We start from the raw sequence: 16,576 nt of genomic DNA on the forward strand, positions 1-16,576 counted from the left end.
AGTCTTACAGGCAGGTTGCCCACGTGTTACTCACCCGTCCGCCGCTAACCAACAGGAGCAAGCTCCTATTGATTCGCTCGACTTGCATGTATTAGGCACGCCGCCAGCGTTCGTCCTGAGCCAGGATCAAACTCTCCAAGAAAGTTGATGTAGCTCATTTTGTTACGTTGGCTTCATTTCAAATGAAATGAATATTATTGTTTGTTGACGTTTTTGTTTGTTTAGTTTTCAAAGATCAATTTCTCTTGTTCGCCCAAAAGCGACTTTTTAAATATATCATCTACAATACGTATTGTCAACAACTTTTTTAAGTTGTTTTTTACGTCAGCAGCGACGTTTATTAATATAACAGGATAATAAATATATGTCAACAATTCTTTCGAAAAAAGTTAACGAAAATTTATCCCTTCATTCTACCTCTTTTATCTTTCCTCATATATTTTAAACATTCGTTTGGTGAAGCAACCCGTCGAAATAAAGTAAATAATACTTTGTAACGCTCCTCCATTGCTCTTTTCACAATATGATCAATGCGGTCATCCCTTAAATCAAAGAGGATTTCATCCATTTCCCGCTTAATTAAATATTCCATTTCTTTTACTTCTTTTTCATTAATTAGTATTCCTAGCATCCAATAGCCTCCAATGAAGTTTCTAGTTCTAGTAGTCTTTTCCAAATAATTCAATTTTATAATAAAAATCTTTATTCATATTATTAAAAAAGCAGGCATAAGTTGAGACAAGGATGGCAATGGACGAGGTGGTTAGGATGAATTTCTTTTATGTATTAAATGGTAAATCTCTTAAAAACATTTCTCTAATCTTAATTGCTGCATTTTTTACAGCCTGGTTCCTTTATATGCAGAATCTTGCCCAAATACCTGTTTTTTCAACTAAGGATGGACCGAAGGCAATTTATCGCGGCGAAAAAGACCTTGCTTTATCTTTTAATATTGGTTGGGGAGATGAAAAAGCAGAACCGATTTTAAACACACTAAAAAAAGAGGGGGTAAAATCAGCAACATTCTTTTTAGCTGGTTCATGGGCTGAACGGCACCCCGATCTAGTCAATCGAATTGTAAAGGAGGGTTATGAAATTGGCATCCTTGGATATGCCTATGAGGATTATAAAAGTTTGGAGGATGCTAAAATTCGTAGGGATATTTCTAAAGCACAAGAGGTTTTTACAAAATTAAATGTAAAAAATATCAAGCTCCTGCGTGCTCCCACTGGTCATTTTGATGAAAGAACCTTAAAAATTGCAGAGCGGTATGGTTATACTGTTGTTCATTGGAGTGTGGATTCACAGGATTGGACGAATCCTGGTATTAAGACCATTGTTTCTAATGTTGAAAAGGCTAAAAAAGGTGATATTGTTCTCTTACATGCTTCTGATTCAGCCAAGCAAACCAATAAAGCATTGCCAGCGATTATAGAGGAAATTCATCATAAAGGTCTAAAAATGATTTCTGTTTCCGAAATGATTGCCAATGGTCATGTCAGCTCTAAAGAAATAAAATAAACTGATATAAAAACTGTACCGATCCGTTTTGAGTGGATTTTTATAAACGACATAAGAATTATCAAGACTATTTATCGAAGGGATTTGGTCTTCATCACCTTTATGATGACTTCTTCCTCTGATTTTTCAAAGGATTTGGTCTTCACCGGCCTTATGAGGTCCTCTTTCCCTGTTTTCCCAAATGGATTTGGTCTTCACCGGCCTTATGAGGTCCTCTTTCCCTGTTTTCTCAAATGGATTTGGTCTTCACCGGCCTTATGAGGTCCTCTTTCCCTGTTTTCTCAAATGGATTTGGTCTTCACCATCCTTATGAGGTCCTCTTTCCCTGTTTTCTCAAATGGATTTGTTCTTCACCGGCCTTATGAGGTCCTCTTTCCCTGTTTTCCTAAAAGGATTTGGTCTTCACCAGTCTTATGAGGTCCTCTTTCCCTGTTTTCTCAAATGGACTTGGCCTTCATCGCCTTTATGATGATCTCTCCCCTTGTTTTTAGATTGGATTTGTTCTTCATCATTCTTATAAAAAAACCGCCCCTACTATTTAAAGGGACGGTTTTTTATTGATTTTATTTTTTACCGCTTTATTGCTGTTCCCAGCCGCAGTGCTCTTACGCTTTTGTCTTTCCTGTTCGGAACGTTCATTTAACTTATGAAGGATTAACAATTGATAGGCATTACAAGCCAGGAGACCAAAGACCATAAGGTAAACCCAGCTTCTTTCATTAACCCGTAGAACTGGAACCCATTCGATAACTGTTACAACAACCATAAAAAAGAGCGCGGGTATAAAGGCACTAAAATTTGTTTGTTTACTTTTAAACCAAGCTGCACCCCCGCCAATCACTAAAGGAATTAACGCAACCCCTATGTAGGGCAGCACAGACTCTCCAGGCTTGGCAAATGCCTCATAACGCATATAAACCAAATCAAATAGGCAAAATAATATGAGGACGGATTGAACTCCATTCCAAAGGGTTGCAGACTTAAAAATACCTAATCCGAACCGATGAATCGTTAAATAAGCAAAAAAGCCCATTTGACTAATAACACTAAAAAGGAATCCCATCACAATTAACCAAATCGTCGTTGATAATATATCAATTAGTTTAAATTCAGTAAAATACTGCTGAAATTCACTCCAGCGAACAATGAAACCCACAATAGCTGTTGTGAGCCCGCCTACTAATAATGTGGTCAAAAATAGTTTTACCCAATTGCGGCTCGTCACACTTTAAACCTCCAAAATATAAAATGCATTCCTAATGATTGTACCAATCCATATTTGAAAAATCCATATTTTAAAATCCTTACGAATAATCTTTCATGATTTTCTTCATCCTAAAATTAAGGATTCTTATGCGAAAGGGGCTTTTCAAAATGAAAGCGAAAAGTATGCTGCTCCTCCTACCTATCATGATGTTGTTAACTAGCTGTGCATCCAACGAATCCAGCAGCGGAGGACAAATTGATTATGAGCAAACCAAAAAAATGGTTGTTGATATTCTTAAAACCGATGATGGTAAGAAGGCAATTCAAGATGTAATGAACGATGACAGTATGAAGGAAAAGCTTGTGATGGACCAAAAAATGGTTTCCCAGACAATTCAACAAACACTTACTTCCGATAAAGCCACAACCTTTTGGAAAAAAACGTTTAATGATCCAAAATTTGCTCAAGGCGTTGCCAAGAACATGAGATCCGAGAATGAAAAATTGCTAAAGGATTTAATGAATGATCCCCAATATAGAGGTATGATGATTCAAGTTTTTAAAGAGCCTGAAATTCAAAAGGAATTAGCGGACGCATTAAAAAGTAAGGAATACCGGGAACATCTTCAAAAGGTAATTGCTGAAACCATTGAAAGCCCGTTATTTAAGGTCAAAATGCAAGAGCTTCTGCTTAAGGCGGCTGAAGATGTAAAAGCGAATGCGAGCAGCAGTAAAGATGGCGGCGGTCAATCAAGTGGAGGACAAAGCGGTTCTGATAACAGCAGCGGGGCCTAATTAATCATTCTATTCATTCAAAAGCCTCTTCCTGATCAGGAAGAGGCTTTATTTATTACTTTTTTAAAAGGCTTGTCATTTTTTCAGCAATTTCTAGATAGATTTTTCCGATTGGATGGTCTTCCTGATAAACAGATGGTGCAAAATCTTCGGCATTCCAATCAGGCTGGTTAAGTGGCAGGCGTCCTAGAATTTCTGTATTTAGCTCCTCGGCTAATTTATCCCCGCCGCCGCGGCCAAACACATATTCCTTTTCACCTGTCAGCTTACTTTCAAAATAAGCCATATTTTCAATAACACCTAGGATTTCGTGTTCCGTACGAACAGCCATTGCGCCGGCACGTGCTGCTACAAAGGCAGCCGTTGGATGTGGTGTCGTAACAATAATTTCTTTACATGCAGGAAGCATCGTGTGAACATCTAATGCAACATCCCCTGTTCCTGGAGGCAAGTCTAATAATAAATAATCCACTGCTCCCCATTCCACTTCATTGAAGAAGCTATTCAGCATTTTTCCAAGCATAGGTCCGCGCCAAATGATTGGTGCATTATCTTCAACAAAAAAGCCCATTGATATGACTTGAACTCCGAAACGTTCAACCGGTATAATTTTTTCCCCTCTAACTACAGGACGCTTTGTGATCCCCATCATATCCGGTACACTAAAACCGTAGATATCGGCATCAATCAGACCTACCTTTTTACCTAAACGAGCTAGGGCAATAGCAAGGTTTACAGATACCGTTGATTTACCTACACCGCCCTTACCGGAAGCAATCGCAATAAAGGTTGTATTTTTTGAAGATAATAAGCCTTTATCCTCCGTTTCCTCTACTGCATTACGATTGGCTGCAAGTACCTCTTCGGAAAGCTCGCCAAAGCGAATCCCTACTGTAGCTGCACCTGCTTCTTTTAATACATTTACAATTTGCGTTTGCAATTGTAATTGTTCGGCAGTACCAGTTTTGGCAATGTCTACTTTTATACTGACATGGTTTTTTTCTTCTTTAATTTTTATTTCCTCAATTGCATTTAGCTCTGCTAATGTTTTATGTAAAAATGGCTCCTTTAAGCTGCCTACAATTTCACGGATTTTCGCTTCTGTTAGCATGTAAACAAACACCTCACAATTGAATTCGTTTCCAAATCAAGTATACCATAACTCTCACTAAAAACAGTTAACTGAATCACACGTAAACCCTATACCAATAATAAAAAGTCAAAGAAGATGAGCGATAGAGCTCATCTTCCTTAATCTGTTTCCTTTAATTCCTTTTCATTCGTAAAATAACGGATGATTCCTTTATAAATGGAAGCAGCCACCTTTTCCTGGTAGGAATCAGTTTGGAGATTTGCCTTTTCAGCTGGATTGGATAAAAAACCCACCTCAACTAAAACGCCGGGCTTCTTTGCATTCTTTAAAATATAGACATGACTTAAAGGCTTTGCCTTTCGATTTGTATTTTCTAAATTCCGTCTTAACTCATCTTGAATAAATTTTGCTGCTTTTGCATTTTCAGTATAATGAGGGGAATAAAAGGTTTGAGCCCCGCTCCATCTAGCAGATGGGATGGCATTTAAATGAATACTGACAAAAAGGTCATTATCAGAGCTATTGATCATTTTCAACCTTTGCTTCAGATCCTCTACCTTTCTCCTGCTATAACCTTTTGTTGTAGGGTCTGCCAGGTCCTCATCGGTTTCCCTCGTCATCATTACCAGAGCACCGTGTTGCTGCAGGAAATCTCTAACCTTAAACGAAATATCTAAAGCAATATCCTTTTCTAAGGTTTTTCCTTCACCGGCACCACCGTCAGGTCCGCCATGCCCGGGGTCAATAAGAATGATTTTTCCCGATAAAGGCAAATTCCATGATTTCCATGATTTATCCTCCATAAAATCATGCTGTAAAATCAGGAATAATAAAAGTAAACCCACAGAGAACCCTATAATTTTCAATCTTCTCTTTAGCAACCAAATCATTCCTTCCCGCTCGTCCATGTTCGTTTAAATATATGGGACAAGGGGGAATTTTAGAACTAATAAGAAAAGCGGAGGCGCCTTGTTCAGCCCCGAAAAGGCTTTAGGTCCTTCGGTGAAGTCGTTCTTTGACTTCATCGGCAGGACCGAACAAACCCCGAGGTTCTAGGCGCTGGAGCTAGACAATTCTCAAAGCAATTAATAATTACTTATATAAAGAATAACCTAGTGCAGCCTTAGCTTATGCCGTCTTTCTCCTTTTTGATATCCATCGAGCCACCAAACGTGGATGTATTGTTCACAGAGATAGTATAGGGATTCACTCATCGTCCCTTCTTCTCCATTACCCCAATAAAGTAAAAAATTGAATAGGGTATCAATTAAATGCTTTTCTTCCTTATAGCAGCGTTTTTTTACCTCTTCGATATCTTCACCATAGTAACCGAATTTGCTAAACTTCGCCCCTAATAGATAGGCTTCAAGCGCTACATCGTAGCAGGCTTCCTCAACACCAGCATGCATCACAAAGCTTGATGTAATTCTTGATGAGCCAAAATAGTGCTGGACCCGTTCTTTTAAAGTTTTTATCGATAAGTCCTTTAAGACTGACCGCTCATATTTAATTTGTTTTTCCCGTTTTTTCTCTTTAAAGGTTGTAATGACTGTCACAGTTTTCACCTCTTAGGACTATTCTTCATCCCATAATCCTAAGAAATGCAAAATTTCCGCTGTTTTCAATTGCCAATTTTATGATTAGAAAAATCCAGCCAATATGACTGGATTTTTGGGAATTTAATTATTCTTCAGCTAGTTGATCGCACTATTCACGACAATTCCATGCATGGGCTGGGTGTAAAAATTCATGAAAGATTTTATAATTACACTGCTTCTTTATTTAGAACTTCAGTTACCAGACTAAACTTTGGTTTCGTTTTGCTAGCAATAAGGAATAATACAAATTGCACAGTAGAAAGGGCAATTAAAACATCAAGAACCAATTCATAGGAATGATTGATATTAAAAATGGCACCAGAAACAATTGGCGTGACTGCCGCGCCTAATGAAATAAATATGGACACAACACCATATTTTGCACTAAATTCTTTTTCACCAAATAGTGCCCCTGTAAGAAAGGCAGGTGTAACCGTAACTGCTGTTGAACCGATTCCTGAAAAAATCGTATAAAGAATAGCTGGCAGAACTATATTTGCTTTCATTAAAAATAAAAAGCTTAGAAGACTTCCTGCAGAAATGATAAATAATGTTGTGATTAATCCTAGCTTGTCAAATAATCGCCCAACTAAAAGTTTTCCGACAATGACCATTGCAGAACCTAAGGATAATAGCAATGCCGCTGTTTTAGCTGTTGTACCGATTCCCGCTAAATATGGAGCAAGGTTAATCAACATTGTATTAACAACAATTCCGCCAACCAGAATAGCTAAACAAAGGGCCCAAAATGATATGGATTTTAGTGCTTGACCTTGGGTTGTACCTGCTAATTCTTTATTTGGTATACTAGATTTTACTTCACCTAGGGCCATTAAACCTTTGTCTGCTGGAGTTAATCGAATAACAAATACCGCAAGTGGAATTAATAACACAGCGATTAGAATTCCTAAAACAAGATAGGCTGACCTCCACCCATAAGCTGTAATAAGCCAGTTAGTTAAAGGACTGAGAATTACACCGCCGAAACCGCTACCTGCTAAAGCAATCCCCAAACATAAACCACGTTTTTCATTAAACCAATTTGTGATAAGTACGGATGCTGGGATCATTGCCCCGCCAGATAAACCTGCACCCATTAGAACAGCAAATAAATAGAAATGAATCAGTTTCGTAGCAAAAGAGAAGCCAATAAAGGCAGCAGCTGAAATTAAAATAAATAATGTTAAATAGGCCCTTACATCCATCTTTTTCATTAGTTTACCTGCAAATGGACCTATACCCATAGCAGCTAAAGCCATAATGGTAAAATACAACATAAATTGAGAGGCACTAAATCCGAGTTCTTTTGTAACAGGCAGGATAAATAATGAAACTAGGTTTGCAATCGGGGCATAAATGAAAGTCATAATCATGAAGGCTGCTACTACAATCCACCAACCGTAAAAAATTCCGCCCTTTTTGTTCATATACCAACATCCGTCCTTTGCTAATTTTTTTAGAGTTTAATGAATTTAAAATGTATTAGTCCCATAAAACAATACTTCGCTGTAAAACCACTAAGTATAAGGCAAGAAAAAGTCAATATGAACCTGTTATCACTACACCCCTTTCTATGCTGAATGCCTTGGACATTATATTAACAGGACCGATTGAAAACGTTTTCCCTTGCTGCAATTATAAAATGCAATTTTCATGCCAAAACTATCGTTTATTTTCCTCTTTGATTTCAAATTTTCAACAAAATAAAAAAACCCTTAAAACCGGGCAAATTTTTATTAAAGTTTTTCCTTTATATAAAATTAACGTAATTAACATAAAAATATTATTCCAAATTATGCAAAAAATCATGTAGTTGGTAAAAAAATTTTTACAAACTGAGTAAAAAATATTTTACACTAAAAATTTCAAAGGATATTACAATGCATTCAGATGAGGTGTCGTTACAAATAAAAAAGACTCCCAAACCAATAGGTTTGAGAGCCTTTGAAACGTAAAATTAACGTTTTGAGAACTGAGGTGCACGACGAGCGCCTTTAAGACCGTATTTTTTACGTTCTTTCATACGAGCGTCACGAGTTAATAGACCTGCGCGTTTTAATGTTGGACGGTATTCTGGATCAGCTTGTAGTAATGCGCGAGCAATACCGTGGCGGATTGCGCCAGCTTGACCAGTGTAGCCACCGCCTTTTACGTTTACAAGAACATCGTAGCTGCCTACAGTTTCAGTCGCTACTAATGGTTGTCTTACAACAACACGTAAAGCTTCAAATGGAATATAGTTTTCGATGTCACGATTGTTAATAACAATTTTACCTGTACCTGGAACTAAGCGCACGCGTGCAACGGAGCTCTTACGACGACCAGTACCAATATATTGAACCTGTGCCAAGTTAATTCCCTCCCTTTAAATTATCCGCGAAGTTCGTAAACTTCTGGTTGTTGTGCTTGGTGCTTGTGCTCAGCACCAGCATATACGTGTAATTTTTTGAAAATTTGACGGCCAAGAGAATTCTTTGGAAGCATGCCTTTAACAGCTAGCTCGATCATTTTCTCAGCATAGTTTGTACGCATTTCAAGAGCAGTTCTTTGTTTTAAACCACCTGGGTGTAAGCTGTGACGATAGTAGATCTTGTCAGTTAATTTCTTACCAGTTAGTTCAACTTTAGAAGCGTTGATAATGATCACATGGTCACCAGTGTCAACATGTGGAGTAAAAGTTGGTTTGTTTTTACCACGTAGAATTGATGCTACTTCAGAAGCAAGACGACCAAGAGTTTTGCCTTCTGCATCAATTACGTACCATTTACGCTCGATATTGTTGGCATTTGCCATAAATGTTGTACGCATGAGTTTCCCTCCTAATTAAATCCGTAAAAGATTATTCTTTCGCACCTTCAAAGCCTTAGCGTCCATTCTGTTCCGGGAATGAACCTTTAAGACAGGCGTGCGGCTATTTTTTAAATCATATATTTTCAATCACGATGAAGACTTTCCGGGGCTTTATCGTGGGATTAAAAACACACACATATAATATAATAAATACTCTGGGGCTATATGTCAAGAAAATGTTACACCAGGATGGGTTGTTACTCGAATTTTTATTTGTAAAATACCTTCCATAAGTACAATCCGTGTGCTGGAGCTGTTTTTCCAGCAAACTTTCTATCCCTCGCCTCTAAAACTTGGGGCAGATCAGATGGCTTTCTATCGCCGGAACCGACCTCTAACAATGTTCCAACTAAAATTCTCACCATATTATATAAAAAACCATTTCCTACAAAATGAAGGATAAGCATATCCTGATCAACCGTAATCTCAATCGATTCAATCGTACGAGTTTTATCTTCTACCTCCGTCTTCGCGGAACAAAAGCTTGTAAAATCATGTGTCCCCAGTAAATAGGGAACAGCCTCTCTCATCGCATCCACATTTAATTTATAGGGATACTGATAGGCATACTTTCGCTGAAACGGGTCTCTCTTAGTAGACAGTTGAAGAACATAGCGATATTCTTTTCCGACAGCATCAAAACGCGCATGAAACGAATCATGCACCTTCTCAACCGATAACACTGCAAGATCCTCTGGTAATAAAGAATTAAGAGCTGCCTCCCACCTATTCACAGGAATTTGAAGCGGTGAATCAAAATGAATCACCTGGCCCTTAGCATGAACACCAGCATCTGTTCTACCTGAGGCAGCAACCTTCACAACATTTCCCTTATGGATTTTTGTTAGGACATTCTCCAGTACCAATTGGACTGTGCGTTTATTCGGCTGAATCTGGTAACCGGAAAAGTCAGAACCATCATATGAAATAATGCATTTATAGCGGTGCATTTCGATTCGCCCCATTACGAACGTAATAAAATTAAAAGAATACATAGTATAACAAGAATCACGATTTGGCTGGAATCAAGGTTATTCCAGCTCAACTGCCGGTATTTCGTTCTACCTTCACCGCCACGGTACCCTCTTGCCTCCATCGCAACAGCCAACTCTTCTGCTCGTTTAAAGGAACTAACGAATAATGGAATAAGTAAAGGAATAACAGCTTTCATACGTTCCTTAATGGGCCCGCTTGAAAACTCAACCCCTCTGGCAATTTGCGCTTTCATGATTTTATCCGTTTCCTGCATGAGAGTGGGGATGAATCGTAGTGCGATAGACATCATTAAAGCCATTTCGTGAACCGGAAAGCGGACCTTTTTCAAAGGATGCAAAAGCGTTTCAAGTCCATCTGTAATTTCAATTGGTGTCGTCGTTAACGTTAATAAGGATGTCATCAATATTAAGAAAAAAAACCTTAATGAAATGAAAATCCCCATCCTAAGACCTTCTTCATAAACCTTCACTGGACCTATATGAAAAAGAAGATTCCCTTCTTTCGTAAATAGAAGCTGCATGACAAAGGTAAATAAAACAAGCCAAATGATCGGTTTTAAACCGGTGTATAAAAAGCGAACGGGAATCTTTGATAACCCAATCATAAAAAAAGTATAAATTCCAATAAGTGCATAGGTCATCCAATTGTTTGCCAGAAAAATAATACAGACAAATAAAAATATAATGATTAACTTAGAACGTGGATCCATCCTATGAACAGCGGAATTTGCAGGTACAAATCGCCCAAAAATCATTTTTTCCATCATACCCGTTCACCTCTGCTTATTAAATCTATTACGGCAGAAGAAAGCTGTTCAATGGTTAAATAGGTTTTCCCAAGCTTTTTACCCATTGTTTTTTCAAGCTTAAGCTGAAAACGGACCACTTCTGGAACATCTAGTCCCATTTGGAGTAACTCTTCTGTAGCGGTAAAAATCTCTTCAGGGGTTCCCGTTTTAACAACCTTTCCTTGTTGCATAATCACGATTTGTTCTGCATATTGAGCAGCATCCTCCATACTATGGGTAACCAAAATCGTAGAGAGTCCTCTTTCCTTATGCAAACGATAAAACATATCCATAATTTCCTTGCGGCCCCTTGGATCTAAACCAGCGGTGGGCTCATCCAAGACAATTACGTCAGGTTCCATGGCAAGAACGCCTGCAATGGCTACCCGGCGCATTTGGCCACCTGATAGGTCAAATGGGGACTTTTCTAATATTTCTTCCGATAGTCCAACTTGTTTAAGTGCAGTCCTTGCTCTTTCTTTTGACTCTTGTTCAGAAACCCCAAAATTCATGGGGCCAAAAATAATATCCTTTTCGACGGTTTCTTCGAACAATTGATGTTCCGGGAACTGAAAGACAATTCCCACCTTTTGCCGAATAGGCTTAAGATTTTTATTTTTTTGCTTGGCTTTTATTTCATGGGTTCCTATTACTACCAAGCCTGCAGTCGGTTGTAAAAGGGCATTTAAATGCTGTAATACGGTCGACTTTCCAGAGCCGGTATGCCCAATAACTGCCAGGTAGGTTCCCGTTTTAATATCGATTGAAACATCTTCAATGGCCAGCCGCTCGAAGGGGGTATTCACTTGATAACGATATTCTACATTCTGCAGTGAGATGTCCATATCTCTGTCACCAACTCTTCTTCCGTTAAATAATGTTTCGATAATTCAATTCCTTTTTGGCGGAAAGCTTTACTCATTTTCACGGAAAAAGGGATATCTAAACCCAATTGAATTAACTCTTCATCCATCGAAAAAATTTCCTCAGGGGTCCCCTCACGGTATACTTCCCCACGATTCATGACAATCATCCGATCAGCTTTAGCTGCCTCTTCTAAATCATGTGTGATGGATATAACAGTCAGCTGTTTTTCGTCCTTCAACGATCGGACGGTCTCTAACACTTCTTCTCTACCTCTAGGGTCAAGCATGGATGTCGCTTCATCTAAGATAATAATAGAAGGTCTAAGAGCTAGTACACCCGCAATGGCCACACGTTGTTTCTGGCCGCCTGAAAGATGGTGGGGCTCTTGATTAAGAAATTGATCCATTTTGACCTTTCGTAAAGAATCTTCAACCCTCTGGACCATTTCATCCCTAGGTATTCCATGATTTTCTAAACCAAAAGCCACATCATCCTGAACAGTTGTCCCCACAAATTGATTATCTGGGTTCTGAAATACCATTCCTAATTTTTCCCGAATATCCCAAACAGATTCTTCCGTTAACTTCAACCCACAAACAGTAATCTCACCTTGCTGCGGAAATTGGAGACCATTTAAAAGTTTTGCAGTAGTAGACTTCCCAGAGCCATTATGGCCCACAATGGCCAGCCACTCCCCTTCGAAAATATCAAAGCTTACATTTTGGAGAGCATAGCGGTCCTGCGAATCATATTTAAAAGATACATTGTCAAGGGATACAATTGGTTTTTTCATGAGTGATTTCCCCCTACTCAACTAAAACAGAACTAAACTCAACTCATATTTTACTACATACAAAAAAAGCCTGCACCTCTTCCCTGGCAGGAACGAATTTCATCTGCCGATTTAACAGGAATTCCATAATGGAAATGGGAGAGGTGCATGAGCTAGACAAGACGTGAAAAGAATAATCTAATAAGGCCAATAGATATTCCTCCAGAGAGGCATTACTGCTTCATATGTGCTCCTAAAAATATAGGGGTCACGCTCATCGTAACGCTCTTTTTGGCTTGGTTCGTACGTATATAAGATATTGATACAGCAAAAGGGCAAAGAACAAGTTTCATTATAAACTGTCCAGCGCCCTTGTTGTCTGATAAGGAATTAAACTAACTCGATAATTACCATTGGCGCACCGTCACCGCGGCGAGGTCCAAGTTTCATAATACGAGTATATCCACCTTGGCGCTCTTGGTAACGAGGAGCGATATCAGTGAAAAGTTTTTGTAATGCGCTTGTATTGTTCTCAACATCAGCAACCTCATTACGAACGTATGAAGCAGCTTGACGGCGAGCATGTAAATCACCACGTTTACCTAAAGTGATCATTTTTTCAACAGTTGAACGAATTTCTTTCGCACGAGTTTCTGTTGTTTCAATACGCTCATTGATAATTAAATCAGTTGTTAAATCACGAAGCATAGCTTTACGCTGTGCACTTGTGCGTCCTAACTTTCTGTATGCCATGAAGGGTTCCCTCCTTTGTTGAAGTCATTAAAAAATCATCGCAATCAGACGAATGCTTGAATGAACTAGTCGTCTTTACGCAAGCCTAATCCTAGTTCTTCTAGTTTCGCTTTTACCTCTTCTAGAGATTTGCGACCTAGGTTTCGTACTTTCATCATATCCTCTTCAGTCTTATTAGCTAATTCTGAAACAGTATTAATGCCAGCACGCTTTAAGCAGTTATAAGAACGAACGGATAGATCAAGTTCTTCTATTGTCATCTCTAGAACTTTTTCTTTCTGATCTTCTTCTTTTTCAATCATAATTTCAGCATTTTGAGCTTCGTCAGTTAACCCAACGAATATATTCAAATGCTCGGTCAAAATCTTCGAACCAAGAGCAATCGCTTCTTTTGGCCCAGTGCTTCCATCTGTCCAAACATCAAGCGTTAGCTTATCATAATTTGTCATTTGACCTACACGAGTGTTTTCTACCTGATAGGACACCCTTGCTACCGGAGTATAAATAGAGTCAATCGGAATCACACCAATCGGTTGATCCTCACGCTTATTTTGTTCTGCCGGTGTATAACCGCGTCCGCGTCTAGCAGTTAAACGCATGCGAAGATGACCGCTTGAAGATAATGTTGCGATATGAAGGTCAGGATTTAAAATCTCAACATCACTGTCATGCGTAATATGACTACCCTTGACAGGACCTTCACCTTGAACGTCAATTTCAAGTGTTTTCTCTTCATCAGAGTAGATTTTAATAGCTAATTTTTTAATGTTTAAAATGATGGATGTTACATCCTCTACGACGCCTTCAATTGTTGAGAACTCATGAAGTACCCCATCGACCTGAATCGATGTAACAGCGGCACCTGGGAGTGAAGATAATAGGATACGACGTAAGGAGTTACCCAAAGTGGTACCATATCCACGCTCAAGTGGCTCTACGACGAACTTCCCGTACTTGGCATCATCGCTGATCTCAACCGTTTCGATTTTTGGTTTTTCTATTTCGATCATCAATTAACCCTCCTTCAAAACGTCGAAAACCTCGATTAGGTAAATGATCTAACCGAAATTCCCCCATGTATACGTTCCCGTTTTGTGCACAACAACTGGAATAAATCTTCTGTATGAACGGAAAAATTAGTATCATATCCCATTATAGACAGGGATACGAAAGTCTATACAGAAAAATTAAACACGACGACGTTTTGGTGGACGGCATCCATTATGAGGAACAGGAGTAACATCTTTAATTGCTGTTACTTCAAGACCAGCAGCTTGAAGAGCACGAATGGCAGCTTCACGTCCTGCACCTGGTCCTTTAACCGTTACTTCTAGCGTTTTCATACCGTGTTCGATAGATGTTTTTGCTGCTGTTTCAGCTGCCATTTGCGCTGCGAATGGAGTAGATTTACGAGAACCTTTAAATCCAAGCGCACCTGCACTTGACCATGAAATTGCATTACCATGAACATCAGTGATTGTTACAATTGTGTTGTTAAATGTTGAACGGATATGTGCAATACCTGATTCAATATTCTTTTTAACACGACGTTTACGTGTATTCGTCTTACGTGCCATTTAAATAACCTCCTTTGCCGATTACTTCTTCTTGTTCGCAACAGTCTTACGAGGACCTTTGCGTGTACGAGCGTTGTTTTTAGTATTTTGTCCACGAACCGGTAAACCACGACGATGACGTAATCCGCGGTAGCAGCCGATTTCCATTAAACGCTTAATGTTAAGAGAAATTTCACGGCGAAGATCACCTTCAACTTTTAGTTTGTCGATGATATCACGGATTTTGTTTAATTCGTCTTCAGTTAGATCACGCACACGTGTATCTTCAGAAACACCAGCTTCTGCTAAGATTTTTTGTGCTGTATTTTTACCAATACCATAAATGTAAGTTAACGAGATAACTACACGTTTTTCACGTGGAATATCTACACCAGCAATACGTGCCATATTTTAGCGCACCTCCTTCAAAAATTAACCTTGTTTTTGTTTATGTTTAGGGTTTTCACAGATAACCATAACTTTTCCGCGTCTACGGATAACTTTGCACTTTTCGCAGATCGGTTTAACAGATGGTCTTACTTTCATTATCCTAACCTCCTTAGTAGTACGGAGTGCAAGCAATTATTTAAAGCGGTAAGTAATTCTTCCGCGTGTCAAGTCATATGGAGAAAGCTCAACAGTCACTTTGTCACCCGGAAGGATTCGAATGAAGTGCATTCGAATTTTACCCGAAACATGAGCTAGCACAGTATGACCATTTTCTAATTCTACCTTAAACATTGCATTTGGCAAAGTTTCAAGGACTTTACCTTCTATTTCAATTACATCATCTTTGGCCATTGGACACGTCTCCCTTCTCTTTTCAGATTGTCATTTATTTAAAAACTAGTGCAAGTGCAAATCAAAGCTCAACCATATGATTATAGCATAATGAATCACACCACGTCTGCTAGTAACAATTAGAAATTAAAATTTCTATTCCAGGCTTTAGACGCGGTCATCTTTTAACTTCCATCATCATGTAAGTTTTGCCAAACACGATGTCCGGCATACTCATATAATTGAAAACCGCTTGCATCCACAAAAGTTAGAATCTTTTCGGAGATGTTCGAGAGACATTTAGCCTGGTTATGCATTTGATCATTAGATTAAATACCCTAGCAATCGCTCAATGTCAGCAAATACTACATTAATATCCTGCTGCCCGTTGATCATACGTAAATATCCCTTAGTTTCATAGAAATCTAATAATGGCTGGGATTGTTTAATATTTACATCCAAACGATTTTGTACAGTTTCTGCATTATCATCTGCCCGTTGGTACAATTCTCCGCCGCAGCGATCGCATTTCCCTTCATGAGCTGGTGGGTTAAACACAAGATGATAAGTAGCGCCACAATCCTTACAGATACGGCGCCCTGTTAAGCGCTCCATTAGGATATTCTTGTCAACATCAATGTTAATACAATAGTCAATTGACCTGTTTAGTTCAACAAGAAGTGTTTCCAATGCTTCAGCTTGAGGTACTGTTCTAGGAAAGCCGTCGAGTAAGAATCCTTTTTGACAGTCTTCTTTACTTAATCGCTCACGAACAATTCCGATTGTTACTTCGTCCGGAACAAGTTCACCTTTATCCATGAAGGATTTAGCTTTTAAACCTAGTTCTGTTCCTTCTTTCATCGCTGCACGGAACATATCTCCAGTAGAGATATGAGGGATGCCGTATTTTTCAACTATTCTTTCGGCCTGTGTGCCTTTACCGGCACCCGGAAGCCCCATTAATACTAAATTCACACGTATTCCCCCTCGTGCTATTGATAG

21 protein-coding genes and 1 rRNA gene are annotated in these 16,576 nt (G+C 38.8%); 2 read left to right on the forward strand and 20 right to left on the reverse strand.

Annotated elements, in window-relative coordinates:
- Positions 1-142, reverse strand: a 16S ribosomal RNA gene (locus tag E2K98_RS25375); the annotation flags it as partial.
- Between the two features lie 258 nt (positions 143-400).
- Entirely contained in the window at positions 401-631 is a 231-nt protein-coding gene (locus E2K98_RS25380; RefSeq protein WP_133339184.1) for a hypothetical protein, read from the reverse strand.
- A gap of 137 nt (positions 632-768) precedes the next feature.
- On the opposite strand from E2K98_RS25380, the gene pdaB reads away from it, so the two are divergent.
- Positions 769-1,521, forward strand: a complete 753-nt coding sequence (pdaB, locus tag E2K98_RS25385; RefSeq protein ID WP_133339186.1) for a polysaccharide deacetylase family sporulation protein PdaB — start codon at positions 769-771, stop codon at positions 1,519-1,521.
- A 538-nt stretch (positions 1,522-2,059) separates the two neighbouring features.
- On the opposite strand, the gene E2K98_RS25390 is transcribed toward pdaB, so the two are convergent.
- Entirely contained in the window at positions 2,060-2,746 is a 687-nt protein-coding gene (locus E2K98_RS25390) for a KinB-signaling pathway activation protein (RefSeq protein ID WP_133339188.1), read from the reverse strand.
- A 149-nt stretch (positions 2,747-2,895) separates the two neighbouring features.
- Here E2K98_RS25390 and gerD point away from each other — a divergent pair, with 149 nt between their 5' ends.
- Positions 2,896-3,522 (forward strand): spore germination lipoprotein GerD, encoded by a 627-nt coding sequence (gene gerD, locus E2K98_RS25395; RefSeq protein ID WP_133339190.1) that lies wholly within the window; start codon positions 2,896-2,898, stop codon positions 3,520-3,522.
- 55 nt (positions 3,523-3,577) lie between these two features.
- Here gerD and E2K98_RS25400 read toward each other — a convergent pair whose 3' ends face one another.
- From E2K98_RS25400 to E2K98_RS25480, 17 genes are all read right to left on the reverse strand, one after another.
- Positions 3,578-4,633 (reverse strand): Mrp/NBP35 family ATP-binding protein, encoded by a 1,056-nt coding sequence (locus E2K98_RS25400; protein ID WP_133339192.1) that lies wholly within the window; start codon positions 4,631-4,633, stop codon positions 3,578-3,580.
- Between the two features lie 140 nt (positions 4,634-4,773).
- On the reverse strand, positions 4,774-5,505 hold the full coding sequence (cwlD, locus tag E2K98_RS25405) for an N-acetylmuramoyl-L-alanine amidase CwlD (RefSeq protein ID WP_133339194.1): 732 nt from the start codon (positions 5,503-5,505) through the stop codon (positions 4,774-4,776).
- A gap of 222 nt (positions 5,506-5,727) precedes the next feature.
- Positions 5,728-6,171, reverse strand: a complete 444-nt coding sequence (locus E2K98_RS25410) for a YbaK family protein (protein WP_026574302.1) — start codon at positions 6,169-6,171, stop codon at positions 5,728-5,730.
- 209 nt (positions 6,172-6,380) lie between these two features.
- Positions 6,381-7,640, reverse strand: a complete 1,260-nt coding sequence (locus E2K98_RS25415; protein ID WP_133339196.1) for an MFS transporter — start codon at positions 7,638-7,640, stop codon at positions 6,381-6,383.
- A 530-nt stretch (positions 7,641-8,170) separates the two neighbouring features.
- Complete coding sequence (rpsI, locus tag E2K98_RS25420) at positions 8,171-8,563, reverse strand: 30S ribosomal protein S9 (protein WP_026574304.1); 393 nt, start codon at positions 8,561-8,563, stop codon at positions 8,171-8,173.
- A 20-nt stretch (positions 8,564-8,583) separates the two neighbouring features.
- Positions 8,584-9,021: a 50S ribosomal protein L13 gene (gene rplM, locus E2K98_RS25425; RefSeq protein ID WP_133339198.1), complete on the reverse strand. Its 438-nt coding sequence runs from the start codon at positions 9,019-9,021 to the stop codon at positions 8,584-8,586.
- Positions 9,022-9,272: 251 nt separating this feature from the next.
- Positions 9,273-10,013: a tRNA pseudouridine(38-40) synthase TruA gene (gene truA / locus E2K98_RS25430; RefSeq protein ID WP_133339200.1), complete on the reverse strand. Its 741-nt coding sequence runs from the start codon at positions 10,011-10,013 to the stop codon at positions 9,273-9,275.
- Between the two features lie 14 nt (positions 10,014-10,027).
- Positions 10,028-10,825, reverse strand: coding sequence for an energy-coupling factor transporter transmembrane component T family protein (locus E2K98_RS25435; protein WP_133339202.1), 798 nt, complete (start codon positions 10,823-10,825; stop codon positions 10,028-10,030).
- A complete protein-coding gene (locus E2K98_RS25440) occupies positions 10,822-11,691 on the reverse strand; it encodes an energy-coupling factor ABC transporter ATP-binding protein (protein WP_133339204.1) in 870 nt (289 codons plus the stop codon). The genes E2K98_RS25435 and E2K98_RS25440 overlap by 4 nt, the downstream gene beginning before the upstream one ends.
- Positions 11,667-12,506, reverse strand: coding sequence for an energy-coupling factor ABC transporter ATP-binding protein (locus E2K98_RS25445; protein ID WP_133339206.1), 840 nt, complete (start codon positions 12,504-12,506; stop codon positions 11,667-11,669). Before E2K98_RS25445 ends, E2K98_RS25440 begins: the two co-directional genes overlap by 25 nt.
- Before the next feature lie 369 nt (positions 12,507-12,875).
- Positions 12,876-13,238: a 50S ribosomal protein L17 gene (gene rplQ, locus E2K98_RS25450; RefSeq protein ID WP_026574310.1), complete on the reverse strand. Its 363-nt coding sequence runs from the start codon at positions 13,236-13,238 to the stop codon at positions 12,876-12,878.
- A gap of 65 nt (positions 13,239-13,303) precedes the next feature.
- Complete coding sequence (locus E2K98_RS25455) at positions 13,304-14,248, reverse strand: DNA-directed RNA polymerase subunit alpha (RefSeq protein ID WP_133339208.1); 945 nt, start codon at positions 14,246-14,248, stop codon at positions 13,304-13,306.
- Between the two features lie 177 nt (positions 14,249-14,425).
- Positions 14,426-14,815, reverse strand: a complete 390-nt coding sequence (gene rpsK, locus E2K98_RS25460; RefSeq protein WP_026574109.1) for a 30S ribosomal protein S11 — start codon at positions 14,813-14,815, stop codon at positions 14,426-14,428.
- A 21-nt stretch (positions 14,816-14,836) separates the two neighbouring features.
- Positions 14,837-15,202, reverse strand: a complete 366-nt coding sequence (rpsM, locus tag E2K98_RS25465) for a 30S ribosomal protein S13 (RefSeq protein WP_026574108.1) — start codon at positions 15,200-15,202, stop codon at positions 14,837-14,839.
- Between the two features lie 24 nt (positions 15,203-15,226).
- Entirely contained in the window at positions 15,227-15,340 is a 114-nt protein-coding gene (gene rpmJ / locus E2K98_RS25470) for a 50S ribosomal protein L36 (protein ID WP_000868344.1), read from the reverse strand.
- A 36-nt stretch (positions 15,341-15,376) separates the two neighbouring features.
- Positions 15,377-15,595, reverse strand: coding sequence for a translation initiation factor IF-1 (infA, locus tag E2K98_RS25475; RefSeq protein ID WP_034676129.1), 219 nt, complete (start codon positions 15,593-15,595; stop codon positions 15,377-15,379).
- Positions 15,596-15,898: 303 nt separating this feature from the next.
- A complete protein-coding gene (locus tag E2K98_RS25480; protein ID WP_133339210.1) occupies positions 15,899-16,549 on the reverse strand; it encodes an adenylate kinase in 651 nt (216 codons plus the stop codon).
- Positions 16,550-16,576 lie beyond the last annotated feature (27 nt).

The organism is Bacillus salipaludis, assembly GCF_004358205.1.

Bases quoted from the DNA above. Each gene is read 5' to 3' on its own strand.
- E2K98_RS25455 (WP_133339208.1), bottom strand. From the start codon at position 14,248: ATGATCGAAATAGAAAAACCAAAAATCGAAACGGTTGAGATCAGCGAT.
- rpsK (WP_026574109.1), bottom strand. From the start codon at position 14,815: ATGGCACGTAAGACGAATACACGTAAACGTCGTGTTAAAAAGAATATT.
- gerD (WP_133339190.1), top strand. From the start codon at position 2,896: ATGAAAGCGAAAAGTATGCTGCTCCTCCTACCTATCATGATGTTGTTA.
- rpmJ (WP_000868344.1), bottom strand. From the start codon at position 15,340: ATGAAAGTAAGACCATCTGTTAAACCGATCTGCGAAAAGTGCAAAGTT.
- E2K98_RS25435 (WP_133339202.1), bottom strand. From the start codon at position 10,825: ATGATGGAAAAAATGATTTTTGGGCGATTTGTACCTGCAAATTCCGCT.
- E2K98_RS25380 (WP_133339184.1), bottom strand. From the start codon at position 631: ATGCTAGGAATACTAATTAATGAAAAAGAAGTAAAAGAAATGGAATAT.
- rpsM (WP_026574108.1), bottom strand. From the start codon at position 15,202: ATGGCACGTATTGCTGGTGTAGATATTCCACGTGAAAAACGTGTAGTT.
- truA (WP_133339200.1), bottom strand. From the start codon at position 10,013: ATGCACCGCTATAAATGCATTATTTCATATGATGGTTCTGACTTTTCC.
- cwlD (WP_133339194.1), bottom strand. From the start codon at position 5,505: ATGATTTGGTTGCTAAAGAGAAGATTGAAAATTATAGGGTTCTCTGTG.
- E2K98_RS25445 (WP_133339206.1), bottom strand. From the start codon at position 12,506: ATGAAAAAACCAATTGTATCCCTTGACAATGTATCTTTTAAATATGAT.
- E2K98_RS25440 (WP_133339204.1), bottom strand. From the start codon at position 11,691: ATGGACATCTCACTGCAGAATGTAGAATATCGTTATCAAGTGAATACC.
- rplQ (WP_026574310.1), bottom strand. From the start codon at position 13,238: ATGGCATACAGAAAGTTAGGACGCACAAGTGCACAGCGTAAAGCTATG.
- E2K98_RS25415 (WP_133339196.1), bottom strand. From the start codon at position 7,640: ATGAACAAAAAGGGCGGAATTTTTTACGGTTGGTGGATTGTAGTAGCA.
- infA (WP_034676129.1), bottom strand. From the start codon at position 15,595: ATGGCCAAAGATGATGTAATTGAAATAGAAGGTAAAGTCCTTGAAACT.
- E2K98_RS25400 (WP_133339192.1), bottom strand. From the start codon at position 4,633: ATGCTAACAGAAGCGAAAATCCGTGAAATTGTAGGCAGCTTAAAGGAG.
- pdaB (WP_133339186.1), top strand. From the start codon at position 769: ATGAATTTCTTTTATGTATTAAATGGTAAATCTCTTAAAAACATTTCT.
- rplM (WP_133339198.1), bottom strand. From the start codon at position 9,021: ATGCGTACAACATTTATGGCAAATGCCAACAATATCGAGCGTAAATGG.